19 protein-coding genes and 1 riboswitch are annotated in these 22,410 nt (G+C 38.6%); all 19 genes read right to left on the reverse strand.

What is annotated here, in order from left to right; all coding sequences use genetic code 11:
- Window positions 1–607, reverse strand: a 607-nt coding sequence (locus tag ACW6OJ_RS02845; protein ID WP_456095726.1) for an ATP-binding cassette domain-containing protein, incomplete at its 3' end; no start/stop codon positions are given.
- Between the two features lie 15 nt (window positions 608–622).
- On the reverse strand, window positions 623–1,642 hold the full coding sequence (tsaD, locus tag ACW6OJ_RS02850; RefSeq protein WP_456095727.1) for a tRNA (adenosine(37)-N6)-threonylcarbamoyltransferase complex transferase subunit TsaD: 1,020 nt from the start codon (window positions 1,640–1,642) through the stop codon (window positions 623–625).
- 3 nt (window positions 1,643–1,645) lie between these two features.
- Window positions 1,646–2,095, reverse strand: a complete 450-nt coding sequence (rimI, locus tag ACW6OJ_RS02855) for a ribosomal protein S18-alanine N-acetyltransferase (protein ID WP_456095728.1) — start codon at window positions 2,093–2,095, stop codon at window positions 1,646–1,648.
- Window positions 2,085–2,804, reverse strand: coding sequence for a tRNA (adenosine(37)-N6)-threonylcarbamoyltransferase complex dimerization subunit type 1 TsaB (tsaB, locus tag ACW6OJ_RS02860; protein WP_456095729.1), 720 nt, complete (start codon window positions 2,802–2,804; stop codon window positions 2,085–2,087). Before tsaB ends, rimI begins: the two co-directional genes overlap by 11 nt.
- Complete coding sequence (gene tsaE, locus ACW6OJ_RS02865) at window positions 2,801–3,259, reverse strand: tRNA (adenosine(37)-N6)-threonylcarbamoyltransferase complex ATPase subunit type 1 TsaE (RefSeq protein ID WP_293433488.1); 459 nt, start codon at window positions 3,257–3,259, stop codon at window positions 2,801–2,803. The genes tsaB and tsaE overlap by 4 nt, the downstream gene beginning before the upstream one ends.
- A gap of 237 nt (window positions 3,260–3,496) precedes the next feature.
- On the reverse strand, window positions 3,497–4,417 hold the full coding sequence (locus ACW6OJ_RS02870; protein ID WP_293425949.1) for a bifunctional enoyl-CoA hydratase/phosphate acetyltransferase: 921 nt from the start codon (window positions 4,415–4,417) through the stop codon (window positions 3,497–3,499).
- 338 nt (window positions 4,418–4,755) lie between these two features.
- Window positions 4,756–5,553: an acyl-CoA dehydratase activase gene (locus ACW6OJ_RS02875; RefSeq protein ID WP_304086413.1), complete on the reverse strand. Its 798-nt coding sequence runs from the start codon at window positions 5,551–5,553 to the stop codon at window positions 4,756–4,758.
- A 290-nt stretch (window positions 5,554–5,843) separates the two neighbouring features.
- Entirely contained in the window at window positions 5,844–6,464 is a 621-nt protein-coding gene (locus ACW6OJ_RS02880; protein ID WP_304086411.1) for an ECF transporter S component, read from the reverse strand.
- An 88-nt stretch (window positions 6,465–6,552) separates the two neighbouring features.
- Window positions 6,553–6,664: riboswitch (FMN riboswitch) on the reverse strand.
- Between the two features lie 71 nt (window positions 6,665–6,735).
- A complete protein-coding gene (locus ACW6OJ_RS02885) occupies window positions 6,736–8,892 on the reverse strand; it encodes a Tex family protein (protein WP_456095730.1) in 2,157 nt (718 codons plus the stop codon).
- A 42-nt stretch (window positions 8,893–8,934) separates the two neighbouring features.
- A protein-coding gene (prfB, locus tag ACW6OJ_RS02890) for a peptide chain release factor 2 (RefSeq protein ID WP_455104668.1) occupies window positions 8,935–10,045 on the reverse strand; the annotation gives its coding sequence in 2 pieces (ribosomal slippage) (window positions 8,935–9,978 and window positions 9,980–10,045; 1,110 coding nt in all).
- A 118-nt stretch (window positions 10,046–10,163) separates the two neighbouring features.
- The gene (locus ACW6OJ_RS02895; RefSeq protein ID WP_455104667.1) at window positions 10,164–11,162 is read right to left on the reverse strand and encodes a D-2-hydroxyacid dehydrogenase; all 999 of its coding nucleotides are present in this window, start codon (window positions 11,160–11,162) and stop codon (window positions 10,164–10,166) included.
- 328 nt (window positions 11,163–11,490) lie between these two features.
- Window positions 11,491–12,501: an electron transfer flavoprotein subunit alpha/FixB family protein gene (locus ACW6OJ_RS02900; RefSeq protein WP_293437566.1), complete on the reverse strand. Its 1,011-nt coding sequence runs from the start codon at window positions 12,499–12,501 to the stop codon at window positions 11,491–11,493.
- Window positions 12,502–12,528: 27 nt separating this feature from the next.
- Window positions 12,529–13,314 (reverse strand): electron transfer flavoprotein subunit beta, encoded by a 786-nt coding sequence (gene etfB, locus ACW6OJ_RS02905; protein ID WP_293437568.1) that lies wholly within the window; start codon window positions 13,312–13,314, stop codon window positions 12,529–12,531.
- 16 nt (window positions 13,315–13,330) lie between these two features.
- Window positions 13,331–14,473, reverse strand: a complete 1,143-nt coding sequence (gene acdB, locus ACW6OJ_RS02910) for a putative isocaproyl-CoA dehydrogenase AcdB (protein WP_293698712.1) — start codon at window positions 14,471–14,473, stop codon at window positions 13,331–13,333.
- Window positions 14,474–14,500: 27 nt separating this feature from the next.
- Window positions 14,501–15,625 carry a 2-hydroxyacyl-CoA dehydratase subunit D gene (locus ACW6OJ_RS02915; RefSeq protein ID WP_293698709.1) on the reverse strand — a complete coding sequence of 375 codons (1,125 nt, stop codon included), beginning with the start codon at window positions 15,623–15,625 and terminating at the stop codon, window positions 14,501–14,503.
- The gene (gene hadB, locus ACW6OJ_RS02920; protein WP_455104666.1) at window positions 15,625–16,857 is read right to left on the reverse strand and encodes a (R)-2-hydroxyisocaproyl-CoA dehydratase subunit alpha; all 1,233 of its coding nucleotides are present in this window, start codon (window positions 16,855–16,857) and stop codon (window positions 15,625–15,627) included. Before hadB ends, ACW6OJ_RS02915 begins: the two co-directional genes overlap by 1 nt.
- Window positions 16,858–16,875: 18 nt before the next feature.
- Entirely contained in the window at window positions 16,876–18,087 is a 1,212-nt protein-coding gene (locus ACW6OJ_RS02925) for a CaiB/BaiF CoA transferase family protein (protein ID WP_456095731.1), read from the reverse strand.
- 545 nt (window positions 18,088–18,632) lie between these two features.
- Window positions 18,633–19,814 (reverse strand): YkvI family membrane protein, encoded by a 1,182-nt coding sequence (locus tag ACW6OJ_RS02930; RefSeq protein ID WP_314497680.1) that lies wholly within the window; start codon window positions 19,812–19,814, stop codon window positions 18,633–18,635.
- A 195-nt stretch (window positions 19,815–20,009) separates the two neighbouring features.
- On the reverse strand, window positions 20,010–22,187 hold the full coding sequence (locus ACW6OJ_RS02935) for an LPXTG cell wall anchor domain-containing protein (RefSeq protein WP_456095732.1): 2,178 nt from the start codon (window positions 22,185–22,187) through the stop codon (window positions 20,010–20,012).
- Window positions 22,188–22,410: the final 223 nt, after the last annotated feature.

Here is a 22,410-nt window from a genome sequence, read left to right on the forward strand (position 1 = left end):
CATCGGCATCTAGGTGGTTGGTAGGCTCATCTAGTAGCAGTAAGGATGGCTTACTAAGAAGGAGTTTTGCTAGTAGTACCCTAGTTTTTTCCCCTCCGGATAGGACATTTACAGGCTTGTTCATTTCCTCGTCACTAAATCCTAATCCCTTTAGGGTTCCCCTTACCTCACTCTTATAGGCATAACCATTTTTCTTTTCGAATTCCTCGTATTTTTTTCCATAGGTATCCATGGCCTTTTTTAGCTGGTCTCCTGATGAAGACTCCTTATCAGATAGGCTTGCTATCTGGTGTTCCAAGCTTCTTAGTTCCTCCTCTGCCTCTATCAGGTCTGAGAACACTGAAACCACTTCATCATATATGGTTTTTTCAGAATAGAAATTTGTATTCTGCTCTAGGTAGCCAAGCCTACAGTTTTTAGAGGTAAATATATCCCCCTTATCGTGGGGAAATATACCTGTTATTACCTTAAATAGGGTAGTTTTTCCCGTACCATTTACCCCTACTATACCTATCTTATCCCCCTCATTTACCGAGAAGGAAATATCCTCCAGTATGGTCTCTACTCCAAAGCTCTTGGATACATTATTACACGATAACATTATCATAGGTCCACCTCCATCCTAACCCTGGTCGATCTTTAGGTTAGGAAGGGCATTTAGGGACATGCCATCCCTCCTACCTGCCATATATCTATAGTAACCTGCACAGGCTATCATGGCAGCATTATCTGTACAAAGTACAAGTGGTGGATACCTCAAGTCTATCCCCTCCTTGGCGCATAGGTCTGCCATCTGGTCTCTTAGCCCAGAGTTTGCTGCAACTCCACCTGATAGGGTAATAGTCTTATAGCCCTTATCTTTGCAGGCCTTTATAGCCTTGTCGGTCAAAACATCGACTACTGCTGCCTGGAAGGATGCACATACATCCTCTGGGACTATTTCTATATTCTTCATTTTCATTGAATTTAAGTAATTCAATACAGAAGACTTGAGACCACTAAAGCTAAAGTCATATCCCGCTTCATGGATACAGGCCCTTGGAAAATCAATTGCCTTTGGATTGCCCCTTTTAGCTAACCTATCCACTATAGGTCCACCTGGGTAACCTAGATTCATAGCCCTTGCAACCTTATCGAAGGCCTCACCTGAAGCATCATCCTTAGTTTTGCCCAATATTTCATACTTGCCATAGTCCCTTACCTCCACTAGATGGGTATGTCCTCCTGAGACTATCAAGGTAATAAATGGTGGCCTTAGGTCCTTGTGCTCGATGTAATTAGCTGAAAGATGGCCCTCTATATGGTTTACTCCAACAAGTGGCTTACCTAGTCCAAAGGCCAGGGCCTTGGCATAAGATAGACCAACTAGTAGGGCCCCCACTAGGCCAGGCCCATATGTAACTGCTACATGATCGATATCAGTAAGAGTTAAACCTGCTGTATCAAGTGCTTCCTGGACCACTGGGTCTATATTTTCTATATGCTTCCTAGACGCCACTTCTGGCACTACCCCTCCGAACTTTTTATGTATATCTATCTGGGTAGAAATGATGTTGGCAAGTACCTCCCTACCATTTCTGGTAATGGCACAGGCTGTCTCATCACAGCTACTCTCTATAGCTAAAGTTATAATATCACTCACCTATTAAAACACCTCCCTGAGCTGTTTCCACATTATTATTGCATCTTCCCTATTGTTTGAATAGTATTCCTTCCTGACACCACCTGCCAAGAAGCCATACTTCTTGTATAGGCCTTGAGCTACAAAATTACCAGCCCTTACCTCTAGGGTTATGGATGCAATTTTATCCTTGTCACACATGGCAATTAGGGCTTCTATAAGACCATTACCAATCTTTTTCCCCCTAAATTCCTTGTGAACTGCCACATTTGTAATATGGGCTTCATCTAATATATACCAGGCTCCAACGTAGCCCACTATCCTTCCATCATCATCCTCTGCCACAATATATCTAGATAGCTTGTTTTTTAGCTCTCCCCTAAGGGCACTATAGGACCAAGGGTCCTCAAAGGCAGAAATCTCTACCTCATAAACACCATCTATATCATCTGCAGTCATCCTCCTATAAATCATTCTTCATAGCCCTCTGCTTTTCTTCATATTGAACCTCTGCCTGTGACTTCCTAATATACATAGGCAGTATATCATAGCAGGTATGGATGTCTTGACCCTTCTTATACTTATGCGAGGCGCAGGCACACACACTGGCTGCCCTAGATACATTGGTATTACTAGACGCCAAATTTATGTTCGGTCCCAAGTCTTTTAACCTGTCCCTATACTTATTTATGCCTTCACCTAGGAAAATAATTTTTCCATCAAGGCCTCTTACTTCCTCTATTAGGTTATCTATATCTACTACCCTTATATCCCTAAGAATTTCTGGGGCTTGTCCAGAGCTTTCGTATATGGCCGAATACACCTGACTACCCTGGGCATCCAAGATTGGCACTAGTCTAGCCTTACCATCAGATAGGTTATAGGCCAAGCTTTCAAGGGAATTCACCCCTACTATTGGAAGATTTCTTACATGACCAAGGGCCTTAACAGTAGCCATTGCTATCCTTATACCCGTAAAGGATCCTGGACCTATACATACTGCCAGAAGGTCTACATCGTCTATACTCATATTGGCCAGTTGGAACAAATTTTCCAACATGGGCATTAGCTTTTGTGAGTGGGTCCTCTTGTCATTTATCACAAGTTCTCCCAACAAGTCCCCATCTGACCATAGGGCCACGCTAGCAGCCCTAGTTGAAGTATCTAAACCCAAAATAATCATCCTCTAGCAACCTCCTCTACTAGACTCTTATAGGCCTGGCCCCTGGGCGAAAATTCTAGGCGCCTTCCCTCATCTTCATACTTTATATTTATATCCAACCTCTCATCAGGTAATATATCCTCTATTATCTGAGACCACTCAATAATACAGACCCCTTCAGAAGCAATATATTCCTCAAAGCCTATATCGTACATCTCATCACTTGAACCGATCCTATATACATCAAAGTGGTTTAGCTTTAACCTACCATCCTCGTATTCATTGACTATAGTAAAGGTAGGGCTAGTTATATCTTCTCTTATGCCTAGACCAAGGGCAATAGACTTAGTAAGGGCAGTCTTACCTGCACCCAAGTCACCATTAAGGCACAAGATAGCCCCTGGAAATAAAAACTTCCCTATCTTTTCTCCTAGACTGGAAGTGGCTTTTTCATTTTCTAGATAAATACTCTTCATATAGCCTCCTTATATATCAAATAATATTATTATACCACTAATAGACTCTATCTCACAAATAAATATGCTCAAAAAGACACTACCCAAGTCTATACGCCTCCAAACTCATTAAAATTTGGAAGCCCTAGACTCGGGTAGTGTCTCATTTATAAATATTATAATCAATATATGTTTATCAATCTTATGGTCCAGATGAGTGCTGATGACTCATACCTGGACTAGTAGGCTATAATTATCCTACTTACTCGCATTTCTTGCTGATAGCATGCAAGCAACAGCTATAGAAACTAGCTTAGCAGACTCTCCATCAGACCTAGAGCATACAACGATTGGCACCTTTGCACCAACAACAATACCACCGAATGTCCATCCGCCTAGGTACTTAGCTGTCTTTAATAATACGTTACCTGCTTCTATTGCTGGAACTATTAGTATGTCTGCATGACCTGCAACTGGGTCATCTATACCCTTTACTTCAACAGCATGTAGGTCAACAGCATTGTCTATCTGTAATGGTCCACTTACTACACAGCCCTTTATTTCACCCTCATGGTTCATTCTCTGTAGGGCAACTGCATCTACTGTAGCTGGCATCTTTTCATAGTACTTTTCCTTAGCACAGATCATTGCCACCTTTGGTAGTTCATTTCCTAGGGCATGGGCAACATCTACAGCATTTTCTATGATACCCTTCTTCTGTTCAATATCTGGTGATATAAGCATGGCACCGTCAGAAGATAGGTAGTACTTATCCCTGTTTTCGTTGAATAGGATACCAACATAGCTTAGAGTCTTACCAGTTCTAAGGTTGTTCTCCTTCTTTACTACTGCCTTAAGAATTACAGAAGTATCTATCAGACCCTTCATTATTAAGCTAGCCTTACCAGCAGTAACCTGGTCAACAGACTTCTGGGCAGCATCTGCCAAGTTATCTGCATGTACCAGTTCCATATCGGATATATCTAAGTTACCTTCCTTGGCAACATCTGTGATGATATTTTCATCACCAACTAGGATCGCCTTTGTAAATCCTAGATCAACCGCATTTCTTAAAGATTCTAATGTGGCTAAGTCGTGTGGGGCCGCAACTGCTACTGTCTGAATTGCATTACCAGTTTTTTCCTTAGCTAAATTAATAAAATAATCCTGATTTATCATTCTATACACTCCTATAACATAATTCTTATTATTGTAGGTCATTCAAAAACCACTCGTTATATATATTTTAACATATTTATAGAACAATAGTAACGTTTTCTTGAATTTTTTTGTAAATTTTTGTATTTTTTAACATTTTGTTTACATTTATAAACTTTTTCTATTGTTTTACTTATTAAAATATATCTAGACTCTCCTAAAATAGAGTAGATAGCTATAATTTTCTTCCCAAACAGCTAGTTGTACCCATATCCTATGATTACTACATCAACTAGAAAAGGGACCCCTGACAGGATCCCCTATAATTGAGCCTATACAGGCCCTAATTTTTTATATATTTATTCAGCGTTTTGCTTCTGGTATTCTTCATAAGCATATAGGGCAGCACCTATAGCACCAGCCATCTGAGAATCTGGAGATATCAAGATATCACATTCTAATTCTTCATTAAGGGCCCTTACTATACCCTTGTTCTTACTAACACCACCTGTCATGGCAACAGGAGTCTTTAATCCACCTCTCCTCGCCAAACTAGCAACTCTAGTAGCAACAGAAGCATGTATACCTCTTATAATATTCTCTAGTGGAATCTTCTTAGCCATACATGATATAACCTCTGACTCAGCAAAAACTGTACATGTAGAACTGATTGGTGTTACTTCCGTAGACTTGGCATCTAACTCACCTAGTTCATCTAGCTTAACATCCAATACGCCAGCCATAACTTCTAGGAATCTACCTGTACCAGCCGCACACTTATCATTCATCAGGAAGTTTACAAGACCACCCTTGTCATTTAGCTTAAGTATCTTTATATCCTGTCCACCAATGTCTATGATAGTTCCAACTCCACCGAAGATGAATCCACCACCTTTGGCATGACAACTAAGCTCACTAACGGTCTTAGCAGCATTTTCATAACTATTTCTACCATATCCAGTTGATACGATTAGGTCTATTTCATCAAAAGCCTTTCCTGCCTTACCAAGTACCTCTTCTATAACTAGGTCAGCTCCCTTAGTACCAGCACCTAGGCTAACTACACCTTCACCTACAACTTCCTTACCATCCTTCATTATCACACACTTTGATGATGTTGATCCAATATCAATACCCATTGTGTATACACTGCTCATTTTAAAACGCCTCCTGTACTCCTATATAATTTGTTTAGATTAAATATCGTCGATAGATTTTAACAATTTATTTAATACCCATTTTTTTCAAAATATAAATTTATTTCTTAACATTTTATGCGAAATTTAATTCTCTGCAATCGTTAATCATTGATAATTAAAAAACAATATCAAGGATTATTTTTAAACCCATCTCCTCGTCAATTATATCATATAAAAGGCCCCACTTTCAATAATATTATTGAAAATAGGGCCTCTTGTAAACTTTTAATTAAATTACTACTTATGGCTTAAGCTAAATTATTTTTTATCAATTTTTCTATCTTTTTATAAAGTGGTATAGTGATTATTGACAATAATATACCCTTAATTAGGTTAAATGGTGCTATAAACCAAAGAACGAATGATAATAGGTCCTTTACGTTTGGATTGATAGCTGTACCCATGCCTATTATAGCATCTAGTCCCATGAACTGACCATAAAAAGGTAGCATCACAAAGTAGTTCATAGATGTACCTATAATAACCATGGCTATTGTTCCTAGGGCAAGCCCCTTTACCAAAGTCTTTATGCTCTTGTCCTTCTTATAAACAAAAGATGCAACAACTACAAATGAAGATCCTACTACGATATTGGCGATTTCACCAACACCTCCTGTGCTAGTTGCTGTGATTAGGTGAAGGAAGTTCTTCACTGCTTCAACTGCAAAGCCTGCCACTGGTCCCAGGGCCAAGCCTGCTACTATTGCTGGCATATCTGATAGGTCAAGCTTCAAAAAACCAGGGAATAGTGGTATTGGCATTTCTAAAAACATCAATGCATACGCTATCCCAGCCAATAGGGCTACCTTAACCATATTAATTGTAGACACTCTTCTCTTCTTTAAACTTACTGAATTAACCTTTTCCATTTTATCCTCCTATTTTTCGAGGGAAAAATAAAATTCCTGGAGAAAATATCCCCAGGAATAACAACTTCATCACAATATACATTGTTATAAAATACTTCTCTCATCCAGACTTTACTGTCGGCTTTGGAATTTCACCAAATCAGCTTGCGCTCGCGGGCTATACCGCCGGTAGGGAATTTCACCCACCCCCGAAGATTAATTATATTTAATTACAAGTTCATTATATAAGATACCTGACTAAATGTCAATCTTTTTCATTAAGATTTTAATCCTACTTGTCCTGGCTAACATCCCTCATGGAGAGAGACACCCTTCCCTTGTCCTTGTCTATTCCTATAACCTTTACCTTGACTATGTCTCCAACTGTAAGTAGGTCTGATGCATTTTTTACCCTCTTGTTTGATATCTTTGATATATGGACTAGTCCATCATTTTTTATACCTATATCGATAAAGGCTCCAAAGTCTACTACATTCCTAACCGTACCATTCAAGACCATGCCCTCTTCTAAGTCCTCTAGCTGCATTACATCCTTTCTAAGGATAGGCTTTACTCCACTCTCCCTGATATCCCTACCAGGCTTTTTAATTTCTTCGATAATATCATTTAGGGTTGCCTTGCCTACCCCTACATCTGAGCTAAGCCTGTCTATCCCATATGCCTTTACCTTCTTATCTAATTGGTCTAGATTTGATACCCCTACGTCATCTAGAGTGTAGCCTAGTAGGTCTAGCATGGCTAAGCAGGCCTCGTAGGACTCTGGATGAACACCTGTATTATCCAGTGGATTTTTGGCATTAGGAAGCCTTATAAAGCCGGCGGCCTGTTTAAAGGCAGCCGGTCCTAGCCTCTTTACATTCTTAAGGTCATTTATATCTTCAAAGTCTCCATTCTCATTCCTATAGGCAACTATATTCTTGGCAAGACTAGAAGATATACCTGCAACATGCTCTAGTAGGGAATATGATGCTGTATTTGCATCTACACCAATCTGGTTAACAGAGTCTTCTACTACCCCATCCAAGACCTCAGTTAGTCTCTTTTCATTTACATCATGCTGGTACTGGCCTACACCTATACTCTTAGGTTCTATCTTTACTAGCTCAGCCATTGGGTCTTGTAGCCTTCTTGCTATTGATATGGCCCCTCTTATAGATACATTTATATCTGGGTGCTCCTCATTGGCCAGCTTGGAAGCTGAGTAGACTGAAGCTCCTGCCTCATTGACTATAAGATAGGAAATAGGTCTATCAATTTCACCTATCATTTCAGCTACAAATTGTTCAGATTCCCTTGAAGCTGTACCATTACCTATAGATATTATATCAACCTTATGTTTTTCAATTAATCTCTTAAGGATTGACTTTGCTTCCTCCACCTTATTTTGTGGCTTGGTTGGATATACTGTTGTAAAGTCCAATAGCTTCCCATTTTTATCAACCACTGCTATCTTACAGCCAGTCCTATAGGCTGGGTCAAAGCCCATTACTACTGCATTTTTGATCGGCGGCTGCAAAAGTAGGCCTTGGAGATTTTTACCAAACACCTTGATGGCCCTTTCCTGGGCTAGGTCTGTCAAATGATTTCTAACTTCTCTCTCTATTGCTGGGAAAATCAACCTCTTATAGGCATCCTGGGCAACCTCTTCCAAAATTGCTTCATTACCCACATTCTGAGGACTCTTATATGAAGCAATAATCTTGTCTATCATCTGCTGGTCATCAAGCAAAACCTTAACAGTCAAAAAGCCTTCCTTTTCTCCCCTGTTTATGGCCAGGGTCCTATGTGGAAGTATGTCTTCTACCCTCTCAGTAAAGTCATAGTACATCCTATAAACAGAATCCTCTTCTAGCTTGGCCTTTGACTGGATCTGGCCTCTTTTCAAGGCCTGGTTCCTTATATACTTTCTAATTCCCGCATCGTCACTCATTACCTCTGCAAGTATGTCTCTTGCACCCCCTATAACCTTTTCAATATCATCTAGTCCCTTTTCTGAATCGACAAACTTCTCTGCCTCTTTCTCTATATCTAGGTTCTTAGATAGGAGTATCATATTGGCTAGTGGCTCTAGCCCCCTCTCCTTGGCTATAGTTGCCCTAGTCCTCTTCTTCTGTTTAAAAGGAGCATATATATCCTCTACCTCCTGTAGGGTCTTGGCCTTGTCTATAGCATTCACTAGGATCTTGTCTAGCTTATCTTGTTCGTCTATAAGCCTCTTTACATCTTCCTTCCTTTCCTCAAGATTTCTAAGGTAGGTCAACCTGTCTCCAAATTCTCTCAGCTGGACATCTGTCATCTCCCCAGTCATTTCTTTCCTATATCTTGCTATAAAGGGAATTGTATTTCCTTCATCTATTAGCTTTATTGTATTTTCAACCTGATTTGGACCTAAGCCCATCTCTTTCATTAGTATTTCTTTAATATCCATAATTTCCTCTTTTACCCATATCATTGCCTGCAGGAGGATTCTCTATACCTTTTGCTTTAGGTATTGGAACATAAAATTATCTAATTTCCCATCCATAACCGCATCTACATTTGCATTTTCTTCATTTGTCCTATGGTCCTTTACCAGCTTGTAGGGTTGGAACACATAGGACCTTATCTGGCTTCCCCAGGTAATTTGCGAATACTTGCCCTGGAGGTCTTCTATCCTCTCCTTATTTTCCTCTTCCTTTAGCTGGACTAGCTTGGCCATTAAAAGCTTCATGGCTATATCCTTGTTGGAGTGCTGGCTTCTTTCATTCTGACACTGGACTACTATACCTGTAGGTATATGTGTAATCCTTACTGCAGAATCCGTTGTATTTACATGCTGGCCACCTGCACCCGAAGACCTATATGTATCTATTTTTAGGTCTGCCTGGTTTATCTCCACACTTATATCCTCATTTAATTCCGGTATTACATCAATCGATGCAAAGGAGGTGTGTCTCTTGCCTGATGAATCAAATGGAGATATCCTAACCAATCTATGGACCCCCTTTTCACTTTTGAGGTAACCATAGGCATTTTGCCCCTGGACTAGTATGGTTGCTGCCTTTATACCAGCCTCGGGGTCAGAACTTAAATCGACAAGCTTGACCTTGTATCCACTGGATTCAGACCACCTAATATACATTCTCAAGAGCATTTGAGCCCAGTCCTGGGCATCTAATCCTCCAGTCCCAGAGTTCACAGATAAAATTGCATTATTAGAGTCATACTGGCCACTAAAGAGCATTTCCATTGTCATACGGTCCAGATTTTCCCTGGCATCCTTCACCTGGTCGATGATTGAACTTTCCATTTCCTGGTCTTGCTCTGACCCTTCATCCTCACTTAGCTCTAGTAGTATATTTATGTCCTCTATAGACGTTATCAGCTGACTATACTGTGTCAGCCTGACTTCTATTGTCTTATTTTCTTGAAGTATTTTGTTGGACTTGTCAGTATCCTCCCAAAAGTCTTGTTGGGCCATCAATTTCTCAATGGTCTTCTTCCTTTCCTCTAGACCCCTCAGGTCAAAGTGACTCACCCAATTCTTTGGCCTTTTTAATCATTTCTTCGTATTCAGACTTATAATCTTGAATGTTAATCAACCTTATCACCCCTCTACTCTTTTCATTTTTCATTTTCTTATTATAACACAAATGCACGCCATAAAATATGGCGTGCATTGATAAAAAAAATTAAAATTTTAGAAAGGCTCTTGCCTAATTAAGCATTCATACAGTTCTGAACTTTACCAGTTTCGATTTCTACCTTAAGGTTGTCAAGGGCAGTTGAAACCATATTATCTACTGCAGTTTCAGTAAAGAATGCGAAATGTCCTGTCAACACAACATTGTCCATTCTCATTAGCGTTTCAACTACTGTTCCTTCTATCTTCTTAGGATCTATCTTCTGGTTTACGTATAGTGTTTCGCATTCTAGAACGTCTAGAGCTGCTCCCTTTAGCTTTCCAGTTTCTAGAGCTTCTACTACATCGTCTATGTTTACTAGACCACCTCTACCAGTGTTAACTAGGATTGCATGATCCTTCATGTGCTTTATTCTATCCTTGTTTATGATATGGTGAGTTCCATCAGTTAGTGGTAAGTGAAGTGAAACAACGTCAGCTTCTTCTAGTAAAGCTTCTATTGTATCTCTATATTCTAGGATTCCTTCTGCACCTGGGTTTATGAATTCATCAAAACCTATTACCTTAGCGCCTAATCCCTTGAATAGAGTTGCAGCTGTAAGACCTATTCTACCAGTACCTATGATACCTACTGTACAGCTTCTGATTTCCTTAGAGATAAGGTCCTTATTCCAAGTGAAATCACCCTTAAACTGAGCTGATCTAATATGTCCTATATTTCTAAGTAGTGTCATAGCATGTGTAACAGCTAATTCAGCTATAGCATTTGGAGAATATCTTGGTACATTTGTTATAGAGATTCCGTATTCTCTTGCAGTCTTAAGGTCAAACATGTCAACACCAGCAGTTCTAGATGCTATCTGAGTTAGTCCAAATTCCTTCATCTTCTTGAAGATTTCTTCATCCTTAACTGGTATAACCTGCTGAGTAGTTATTCCGTCATAGCCCTTAGCCTTTTCGATTGATTCTGGTGTGATTAGACCATATTCTAAGTCTACCTGAACTCCATTTTCTTCTGACCATTTTTTAAATGCTTTTTCTTCGTAACCCTGTACATGATATGCTAAAATTTTCATAATGCTGCCTCCTAATACACATAAATTTACTTTAAACTAATAAAAACATTAACTAATAATTTTGATTTTTCTTTTTTTAAATATTTTTCTATTGATTAAAACGTTTTCTTGACTTCTTACTTAATAACACAATTTTATAAACACATAAATATTAAAAACACAAATTTTATATCACTTTTATGATAATAATAAATTTTTAACTATCAATATTAAAAAAACACAGCTGAATTAATATTTCAGTTAAAAACTATGGCAATAGGTCGCCATATACTAGATACGGCGACACAACTACCACTATATAGTTTGTAGATTGAAAATTCTACTTAAATTACTTAACAGCCTTTAAAGCTTCAAGTATTTCTGGTATTACCTTGTAAAGGTCACCAACGATACCATAATCAGCAACGCCGAATATTGGAGCATCTGGATCCTTGTTTATAGCTATTATAAGGTCAGATTCCTTCATACCAGCTAAGTGCTGTATAGCTCCAGATATACCACAAGCTACATATAGGTTAGGCTTAACAGTAACGCCTGTCTGTCCTACCTGGTGAGATCTGTCTATCCAACCAGCGTCAACAGCTGCTCTTGAAGAACCAACTACACCGCCTAAAGCTTCTGCTAATTCAGCTATAACCTTGAATCCATCTGGAGTTCCTAGTCCCTTACCTCCAGATACGATTATGTTAGCATCTGTTAAAGATACCTTTTCGTTAGCAGACTTAACGATTTCTAACACCTTAGTTCTGATATCAGATTCCTTAAGATCTATGTTTAGCTTAACAACTTCACCAGTTCTAGAGTCGTCCTTTGCAGCCTTGTCCATAACACCAGGTCTAACTGTAGACATCTGAGGTCTGTTGTCTGGGCATATGATAGTAGCCATTATGTTACCACCAAATGCTGGTCTTGTCTGCTTAATCTTACCATCTTCTGGATCTATTTCTAACTTAGTACAGTCAGCTGTAAGACCAGTGTTTAGTCTAGAAGCTATTCTTGGAGCAAGGTCTCTACCTATATGAGTAGCACCAACTAAAACTATTTCTGGCTTGATTTCGTGAACAGCATCAACTATAACCTTAGTGTAGGCATCAGTTGTGTAGTTCTTTAAAAGAGCATCATCAGCTACATATACAGTTTCAGCACCGTAGCTAATTAATTCTTTTGCTAGTTCGTCCATATCCTGACCAAGAAGTATAGCATTTAACTTAACTCCTCTAACGTCAGCTAATTTTCTACCTTCTCCTAGTAATTCAATTACAACTGGAGTAAGTTTTCCCTGTCTCTGTTCAGCATAGACCCAAATGTTCTTGTACTGATTCAATTCATTTCTATCCATAATACTCTTCTCCTATAAACAATTAAATTATATAATATGTACAGCCTTTAATTCGTTTACAACCTTAGCTGCAACTTCCTTTTCAGTTCCTTCTAGTATAACTCCCTGACCCTTTACTTCTGGTGTAAATGATCTAAATACTCTTGTAGGTGATGCCTTAAGACCAACTTCAGTCTTTTCTATATCAACATCATCTATTGAAAGAACCTTAATTTCCTTTTCATAGGCTTCGAATATTTTATCTATGTACATATGTCTTGGTTCGTTAAGTTCCTTAACAGCTGTTAGTAGAGCTGGCATCTGTAATTCGATCATTTCATATCCATCTTCTAACTGTCTCTTAACTGTAAGCTTCTTACCGTCAACTTCTAGACCTTCTACATATGTAACCTGTGGTATTCCAAGCTTTTCAGATATCTGAGGACCAACCTGAGCTGTATCTCCGTCTATCGCCTGTCTACCAGCCAATATTAAATCATAATCTCCAATAGCTCTGATTCCTGCTGCTATTGCATTTGAAGTAGCCCATGTATCTGAACCACCGAAAGCTCTATCTGATAGTAGAACTGCTTCGTCAGCTCCCATAGCTAAACACTCTCTAAGCATTACATCTGCCTGTGGAGGTCCCATTGACACTACTGTGATATGAACATCTTCATTAGCATCCTTGAATGCTAGAGCCTGTTCCAACGCGTTTGCATCGTCTGGGTTTAATATACTTGGTACACCTTCTCTTATTAATGTGTTTGTTTCTTTATCAATTCTAACTTCTGTTGTATCTGGTACTTGCTTTACGCATACTATGATCTTCAAAATTCACACCACCCTCTTATTTTAATACATTTCCTGCGATTACTATCTGCTGAACCTGAGAAGTTCCTTCGTAGATAGAAAGGATTCTAGCATCTCTGTAGATTCTTTCTATTCTGTAGTCCTTAACAAATCCGTATCCACCATGTAGCTGTAATGCCTTATAAGCAACTTCATTAGCTACTTCTGCAGCATAGTACTTGGCCATAGATGATAGAAGAGCAGGGCTCTGCTTGTTATCCTTTAACTGAGCTGCCTGATGTACTAAAAGTCTAGCAGCTTCAACCTTAGTAGCCATATCAGCTATTGTAAACTGAGTGTTCTGGAACTTAGAAAGTGTCTTACCAAACTGAACTCTTTCCTTAGTGTACTTTATTGCTTCATCTAGAGCAGACTGAGCAACACCAACTGCCTGAGCAGCAACACCTATTCTACCAGCTTCAAGAGTATTCATCATTACCTTGAAACCTCCACCTAGCTTACCAAGTAAGTTTTCCTTTGGAACCTTAACATTTTCAAATATAAGGTCTGATGTTCTAGTACCTCTGATACCCATCTTATCTTCGTGTGCACCATGAGAGAATCCTTCCCACTTAGCTTCTACTATGAAAGTAGATATTCCTCTAGTTCCTTTACCCTTTTCTGTTACAGCAGTAACTATAGCGAAATCACAGAAAGGACCATTAGTTATCCAGCATTTTCTACCATTTAGTATATAGTAGTCGCCTTCAAGTACTGCAGTTGTCTGAGTAGCACCGGCATCTGAACCAGCTCCTGGCTCTGTAAGACCGAATGCACCTACAAGCTTACCTTCTGCAAGTGGCTTAAGGTACTTCTGCTTCTGTTCTTCAGTACCGAAGTTAATTAGTGGAAGTGCAACCAATGATGCACCTGCAGTTACGTAAGTACCACAAGAAGCATCTGCTCTTGATATTTCTTCCATTATTAGCGCGTATGAAACATAATCAGCTCCCGCACCGCCATATTCCTTTGGTACGATTGGGCAAGAGAATTTATATCTAGCTAGCTTGTCAATAAATTCCTGTGGCATATCAAGGCCTTCTCTGTCCATTTTTTCAGCTAAATCAGTATCATACAATTCACGCTGGCAAAAATCACTAACTGATTTTTTTACTAATTCATGCTCTTTTTTTAGTATCATTTTTAACCTCCAAAAATTTGATTACAATTACGCTAATATTTCAGCGAATGTTTGTATTCTTGTTCTAATTTGTTCTATGCTAGTTGTTCCCTGTTCAATCTCAATAAATAGGTGAGGTACTCCTGCCTCTTCCATATCCTTCTTGAAGATTGGATAGTCATACTCTTCTGGGTCACAGAATTTCATTAGTGCGTAAACAACGCCATCAGCGCCTAGCTTCTTAGCATCTTCTGCTACCATTCTTCCCCTTAGCTTAGCAGGGTCATATGCTAGTGAACATCCTTCAACGTCAGCCCACCACTGTGCCATTCTTTCTAATGCACTTCCACCTTCTGGAACTAGAGTTCTGAACTGTCTAGTTTCCTGAGCAACATCATCAGCCACTATAGCCATGTTGTTTGCCTCGAATACTTCTAACAAGCCCTTATCATCTAGTACTATACCAGAAGTTATTATCTTCTTGCCCTTAAAGTCTTCCTTAGGCATAGCCTTTAGGCCAGCAACTAAATCTTTAACTAAAGCTGTATGTTCTTCAACCTTCATAAAGTGAGCACTCTTTAATACGTAATTTCTTACTCTAGGAGTGATTGTATTTAGATAGTCAGGAACCAACTTAACAAACTCATTCATTGCTTTTCTGTGTTCATTGTAAACTGCTATACTAGCCTGGATGCTTTCATCAGTTATTTCGTGTCCACAGATCTCTTCTAACTTAGTCTTCACTGTAGTATATTCACTAACTAAGTAGTCTTTACCAGCCTGGATCTTTCTGTTCTGAGGGAAGGCAAAACCTATCATAGGTATGTCCTTAACACCAGACTTCCAGTTCTGAGTAAGTGTTATAAGTGTATCACAGTGACATGGTATTATAACACCTGACAAGCCCTTAAAGCTTCCCTTTAGACCATATTCCATGATAGCCTGGATGATAGAACAACAGAATGCTGGGAAGTATTCCTTAGCTCTTTCTATTGAAGTGTTACCACCCCATGTTCCCATTGGTATCATTCCACCTGCGTGAACTATTTCTCTTGGAGTGTATACTGGGAAACATCCTATAACTTTCTTACCTTCTTTTAGATATTCATCTAATAATGCATTTGGGTTATTTGCAGCATATTCGAATTTTGCAATCAATTCTTTAACAGTCATTACTGAGCACCTCCATTGTTCTTTCTTTCTTCCATAACTTCTACTAGTCCTTCTAGTCTTGTTTCAAACTGTGCCTTAGCGAAGTTTCTTGGGTCGGCCTGGTCACCATCAAATCCTGCATATGGTAATCCAGTCTGCTCAGCTATTCTTCTCTGCATTTCGTACTGTACGAAAGACATCAACTTACAGCTTCTGTTCATATGGTAGAAAGCGCCATCACAGTTTCCGCCCTTAAGAGCGTTAACTCTGTACTCTACCATAGTTTCTATATTAACGTTGTTGAACATTGTGCTATAAGCTCTAGCCATTCCATCTAGGTCGTTCACATCATAAATCAATGCCCAAGCGTGTGGATAAACTGAACCAGTCATGTTTACACCCTGCTTAGATAGAGACTTCATCTTGTAACCGATATGTGGCCAACATGGAATACCTTCCATCATGATTCTGAACTTTTCTTCACCTCTAAATGAAGTCTGTCCAGTCCTAGCATTTTCTTCAAGCTCTTCTATAAGTAGCTTAAATGCTTCAGTAGTTTCCTTTTTACCTCTAGCTGCAACTATAGCTGCCATGTAGTTGAATAGGTCGAAACCATTCATTGGAGATGGGAAGTTACCTTCTGGTAGACTCATTGAGTACTTCCATAACTTACCATTTTCAGAAGATATCTTCATAACTTCTTCTAATCTCTTTGGATCGAATTTCTTGCCTGAAATTTCTTCAAACTGTCTTATAGCTTCTTCAAACTGTCCTCTTAGGTACTTGATTCTATTTTCAGTAACCTCAGTTTCTAGGTTGTAAGCTGTGTCTATCATTATAAGAGGTATATTTAATTCTCTAGAGATATTTTCATACCACTTTATAACTTCGTTACAAATGTTGTTACAACAACATAGGAAATCTGGCTTTGGCATTGGTAGAGCATCTGAGTGTCCCTTTAAAAGAACACCAAAGTTTGTTCTAGCGTATGCACATAAGTCATTTGAGTAACCTTCGCCTTCAGATAGCTCGCAAAGTTCTAGTGATTCTCTCTTTGCTGCAACACCTGCTGCGTGGTTTTCAGGATATAATAACTGAAGATCAAATATTTCAGCTAATTCCTGAGGGAAAACTGATGTTGACCAACCAACTGGTCTACCAGCTTCCTTTTCTTTAAATGCATTATCGTACTGTGCCTGCAATAAGTCAGCTATGGCTGTCTTTGCATCTTTCTTTACATTTGCTTCCATCATCAACACCTCCAAAATTCTTTACTTAATGATACCTTTTTCCTTTAATTCATCGAATTCAGCACCACTAACACCAGCACCTTCAAGTACTTCCCTAGTATGTTCACCAAACTTAGGAGCTCTTATGTATTCGCCTCTCTTGTTTTCTGTGAACATAACTGGTGTGTTGAATACAACACCTTCATTACCACTTTCAAATGTATGTTTGATTAAGACATCATTAGCCCAGCACTGTTCGTCATTAAGTATTTCGTCAGTTGTAGCTAGCTTTTCATAAGGGATACCAGCTGCCTGAAGTCTTGCACACCATTCATCTATAGGTCTCTTTATAAATTCTTTTTCTAATATTTCAACAAATTCTTCTACATAGTTTACCGCACTCTTAAGTGTACTATACTTTCCGCCGATTAAGTCAGGTCTTTCGATTACTGTATTACAGAAGTTAGCAAACCACTTGTCATACTGCATGAAGGCGATCTGTAACCATCTATCATCTGCACACTTGAATGTAGTGTTGATTGGGTTAGGTGGGTTCTTTCTAGTAATTGGCATTCTGTATCCATAGTGAGCTGCAGAAACCATGATACCCATACCAAATACAGCTGTATGGAATAGAGAAACTGTTACTCTTTCTCCCTTACCAGTCTGTTCTTTTTTACGTAGGGCTGCTAGTACACCTGCTGCCAAACTCATACCTGCATAGTGGTCACCTAGACCTGCTACTGGGTTACATGGAGAACCGTCTTTTTCCATCAAACTCATTGCTACACCACCTCTAGCGAAGTAAGCTGTATAGTCGAATGCTGGATTGTCCTTGGCTGGTCCATTTTCACCGTATCCTAGTAAGTGAGCATATATAATGTGTGGAGCTCTCTTCTTAACTTCTTCATAGTTAAGACCACTTCTGTCAAGAGCCTTCTGTCTTGTATTTGTCAAGAAAATATCTGCATCATCAAGTAACTTGTAGATAACTTCAACACCTTCCTTAGTACCAGTGTCAATTACTATACCCTTCTTACCTGAGTTTTCGATTTCAAACATTGGATTTTCTTTTTCATCAGTTGGGAAACACCACTGTATACCAACAAATCTCATTGTGTCTCCGAATGTAGGTTCAATCTTTATAACTTCCGCACCCCAGTCAGCTAGCAATCTACCACATATTGGCGCTGCAACAAAGTTTGCGTACTCAATTACTCTTACACCTTCCAAAGGTAATCCTATTTTTGTCATTTTCTCTACCTCCCAAAAATTGATAATTTAATATAATTTGAAGTCCCTGACTTTCTACCTCTTATATGAGCAAATACCGTGCCAACTTTTCAACTTATATCTTTTACAAATAATTTTTCATATTTTTTATAAATATATAGCTGCATATATTTTTACTGAAGCTACTGAATCTAATAGACTAGTATGAGGTAGGCAAAGCTTTGCCAAATATAAAAAAGCCTTTTCACAAAGAAAAAACACCCTTTTTGCGCTTATTTTTATTGAAATTAATTATTATTATATGGCATTTTGCAAATATATAAGGTTTGTTTTTGCATTTTGCAAATAAACTTTTATTTAAAACCGAAATATTATTTTATATAGGTTAATAAAATAACATTTTTCTATCTTTTATTAACTTAATGATGTTTTTTTAGTAAAAAGCCATGTTTTATTTCTTGAAAGCCTTTTTTCTATAAAAAGAGGATATTTGCATTTTGCAAATACCCCCTAAAAATACTAATTTTTGTTTAATATTCTACACTTATTTTTAAATTTTCTGGAGATTACTCTACTTCCTCACCATCTAGAACTCTCTGTCCATACCACTTATGGTCTGGATGTTCTCTCTTGAACTTTCTATTTTTGTAAACCCCAATTGTCAAGAATGGTATTACTATAACGAATATACCTAGGTAACCACAGTAACCATATCCAAATTTAACTATGTTTGTAAGACCTGTAGATGAGATAAACACTGCAACTATTATGATCATCGCTGCTGTAAATACTCTTCTCTTCTGTCTAGTCTTTAAGAAAGTTAGCTTTTCGTGTTCTTCAAACCTATTAACCAAACCGAATATGCAAGTTACACCTGTTGATATCAAGCATAGGAATAGGGATACCTGGTAGGCAACTGCTATAGCAGGGCTACCTGTATGCTTAGCAACGAATAAAGTTGGAAGAGTCATCTGACCTGCCGCACTAAACTCCTTGAACCAGCCTAGTAGCATTGTAACTGCTAGACACAAGGCAACTGCATTCATTAGGAAAGAAAGTGCCATCGCTGCTGTAGCCTGCTTTTCATTCTTTAATAGTTCTCTAGAAGCCGCAGCCAGTGATGGTATTACAACTGACTGGAATCCGGCATATGTAAAGATTAGGATAAATGGTTTAATAGAAGAACCTCCCCAAACCTCTCTAGCTGATATGATACGTCCAATTTCACCAGTTCTCATGCTAATACCTGTTAGGAATATGGCCAAACAACATATCATGATTATAATTGACATTACACCTGCTGCACTAGATACAACCACTGCACCGTATACAGTAAGGATTAACAATACAAGACCTACTATTATAATGGATACGATGTAAGGAATACCCATTGTCTGGAATACTGCTGCTGCACCCGCGATTACCGCGCCAACAGCAATTATAACCATTAGGTAATAATAGATTTCCCATAGTATTTCTAGCTTTGGATATGGGTCCCAAAGATGCTTAAATAATTCCTTATAATTCTTACAGTCGTAGTTATTGTACATTACAATCGCTTCTCTTAGAGTAACTGTCAACAATACCATGGCTAAGATCGCAGTAATTGGTGCTGTCCAACCAAACTGAACATAATACTGTGTCTCCTGGTTTCCTGTAGCAAAACCTCCGCCTGCGTGCGAACCAAATAATACGGCCGCTACACCAAATATAGCGCCAAATGATCCAATCGTTTTAGCTTTTTTCATGTCAAAATTCCTCCTTTAATTATTGAAAAGCATATTTAATACCTCTCATAATTATTTAATGCAAATTTTGTGCCAAAAAATCGCCTTAGCTAGTTTATTAATCAAATTTATGCTAGCTAAGGCAAATATTTAAAATATATTGTAATTTGTATTTTCTTTTATTTTCTAAAGATACTAAAAGAAGTATTAATTATATTAATCCTGTTCTTTTCTCCTCTTAGACAATAGGCCTATACCACCTAGTATAGAAAGTCCTCCTATGGCAAGTAGACTATCATTTTTACTAGTACCAGTCTTTGCTAACCTCTTACTATAGTCGTAGTCAACCTTTTTATTTTCCACCTGAGTCCTTGGCTGAGGCTGCGGATCTGGTTTTACATCCGGTTGTGGATCTGGTTTTACATCCGGTTGTGGGTCTGGTTTTACATCCGGCTGTGGATCAGGCTTTACGTCTAGTTGTGGATTTGGTTTAACATCCGGTTGTGGGTTTGGCTGTGGGTTTGGTTGAGGAGCTGTTACGTATCCAAGTTCCAAAACATTAGATTCAACATTTTTAATTGGTAGTGCACTAGACAATGGTAGAAAACCAATTCTACCTGCATTGGCAAAAACATTCCCTTCCACGGATCCCTTTACTGTTAAAACTGTTTGACTATTAGTTTCTGCCAACTCTTTTGCCTTATCCTGGGCAATACGGATTACCATCTTATTGATTTCTTCATCGCTCTTGCCTGGGAATAACTTCTTAAGATCAGCTGATGTAAGCGAACGAAGTGTCATATTACGCACAATAGTTTCTGCTATAGACTTACCCTCATCTGCTACTACATCACTCTCAGCAATACGTTCATTGGCTCTACTATCACTATCCTGAGCCCCTGACGATCTAAGAATCATTCGAATGGTTATATTCTTATACCCCTTTGTCTCTATACCAAAAGTAACCTTAGGATCAGTATTGCTTACTAGGCTATTAAAACTATCCTTTGTGTTACCCAAAGCCACGTCACTTGGAGAAAATACATTCAAGGCTTCTTTATTTTCGCCATTTACGCCTAGGGCATATACTGGTCTCCATGAGTAGCCATTAAACTCTGCAAAGAACTTATCTGGTACAACCATATTCTTATCTAGGTTTACATTTAAGTCTACATAAGTATAAGGATTGTCATTTTTATCAATACTAAAGTCATTACCCTTGTAAGTATTTGATAAAACTGGACCTACATAACCTACATCAGGGTTACGATATACTAGCATAGCAGTAGTCTTATCCATTTCAAATTCAGAAGTTAAAACAACTTCATTTACCTTTGTAGTATCATTATTTTCTGGCTTATATACATCAAGAATTTTACGAGTATTACCCGTAATAGTTTCTTCCTTTAGGTTGGTGTTTGGTAAAACATCTTCTGCCTTCACACCAGCATCAATCTTTACCTTGTTATCCTCGATTGCAAACTTATTCATACCTTCAATAAGAGCAAATCCCATATCAAATATATCGTCCGGAAATGGTGTATCCTGGTCATTTAAACTAGAGTACACTCCATATAGCTTTGAGTCCCCTCCTATACCATTAGGAAAGGCTGTTGCAACAGTATCTTCTGGAGAAAACAGTCTGGCTCCTTCAGCTATCTTTCCATCTACCGGTGGCTTATCAGACCAACCAAGGAAGGTCTTTGCAATACCACGTAATAGGCCTGGATTAGTAAGTGGGCTACCTAGCTTATCTGTTCCTGTAGTATAATTACCTACTGTATCATTTTTAACCCTAGATTCATTTGTCCACTGACCGATAAGGCTTACAGACCCATTATAATTGGCTGTTGGAGTACTTGCCGGGGCACTCGTCGGAGTACTTGCTGGGGCACTCGTCGGAGTACTTGCTGGGATACTTGCTGGAGTACTTCTAGCAACCCTCCTAGATCTTGTAGGACTTGCAGACTCCAGGCTATCATTCGCCTGACCACTAGCTGTAGTTGTTTCTGAAGAGCCTACTAGGCCACCAGCTTCTTTAGTCTCTGTTGATGTAGCTGGACTTTCGCTAGAGCCTTCAGCCACCTTGTTACTGCTGTTTGAAGCAGAGTTTGTATTGTTTATATTACTTGTCTGGCTAGCTCTTGTTGATTCTGCTGAACCTCTATCAGAGCTCACTAGCCTAGTTCCATTATTACTAATATTAGCTGTGTTATTTGTTTCGCTAGCTATAACTGTAGCAGTTTCTCCTGTTTCCAAGGCATGTATATTTACTTCACTATTTGCGAAAAATACCATTGCTGTAACAGCAACACCTACTACACCAAGCTGGTGTCTTTTTATGGAGTGACGTGATGTCTTGTCTCCATTTACTTTCCTTTTCATCTCCTTCATTTAATTCCTCCATCTCTCCGTTTTAATATATTAAAATAAAATATATTATATTCTATTCCCTCTTTTATACCTTGTAAATCACTTATATAAATAAAAAGGCTCTATGTCAAATAACGTTGGTGATAATTTAAATCAATAAAATCTATTAAATTATGCGGCAGCATCCATAGCAAACTTATAGCTATGGATATTGCCCTTTTGTATTTTATACCTTTCCATTAGC

This window comes from Peptostreptococcus sp. (assembly GCF_977045075.1).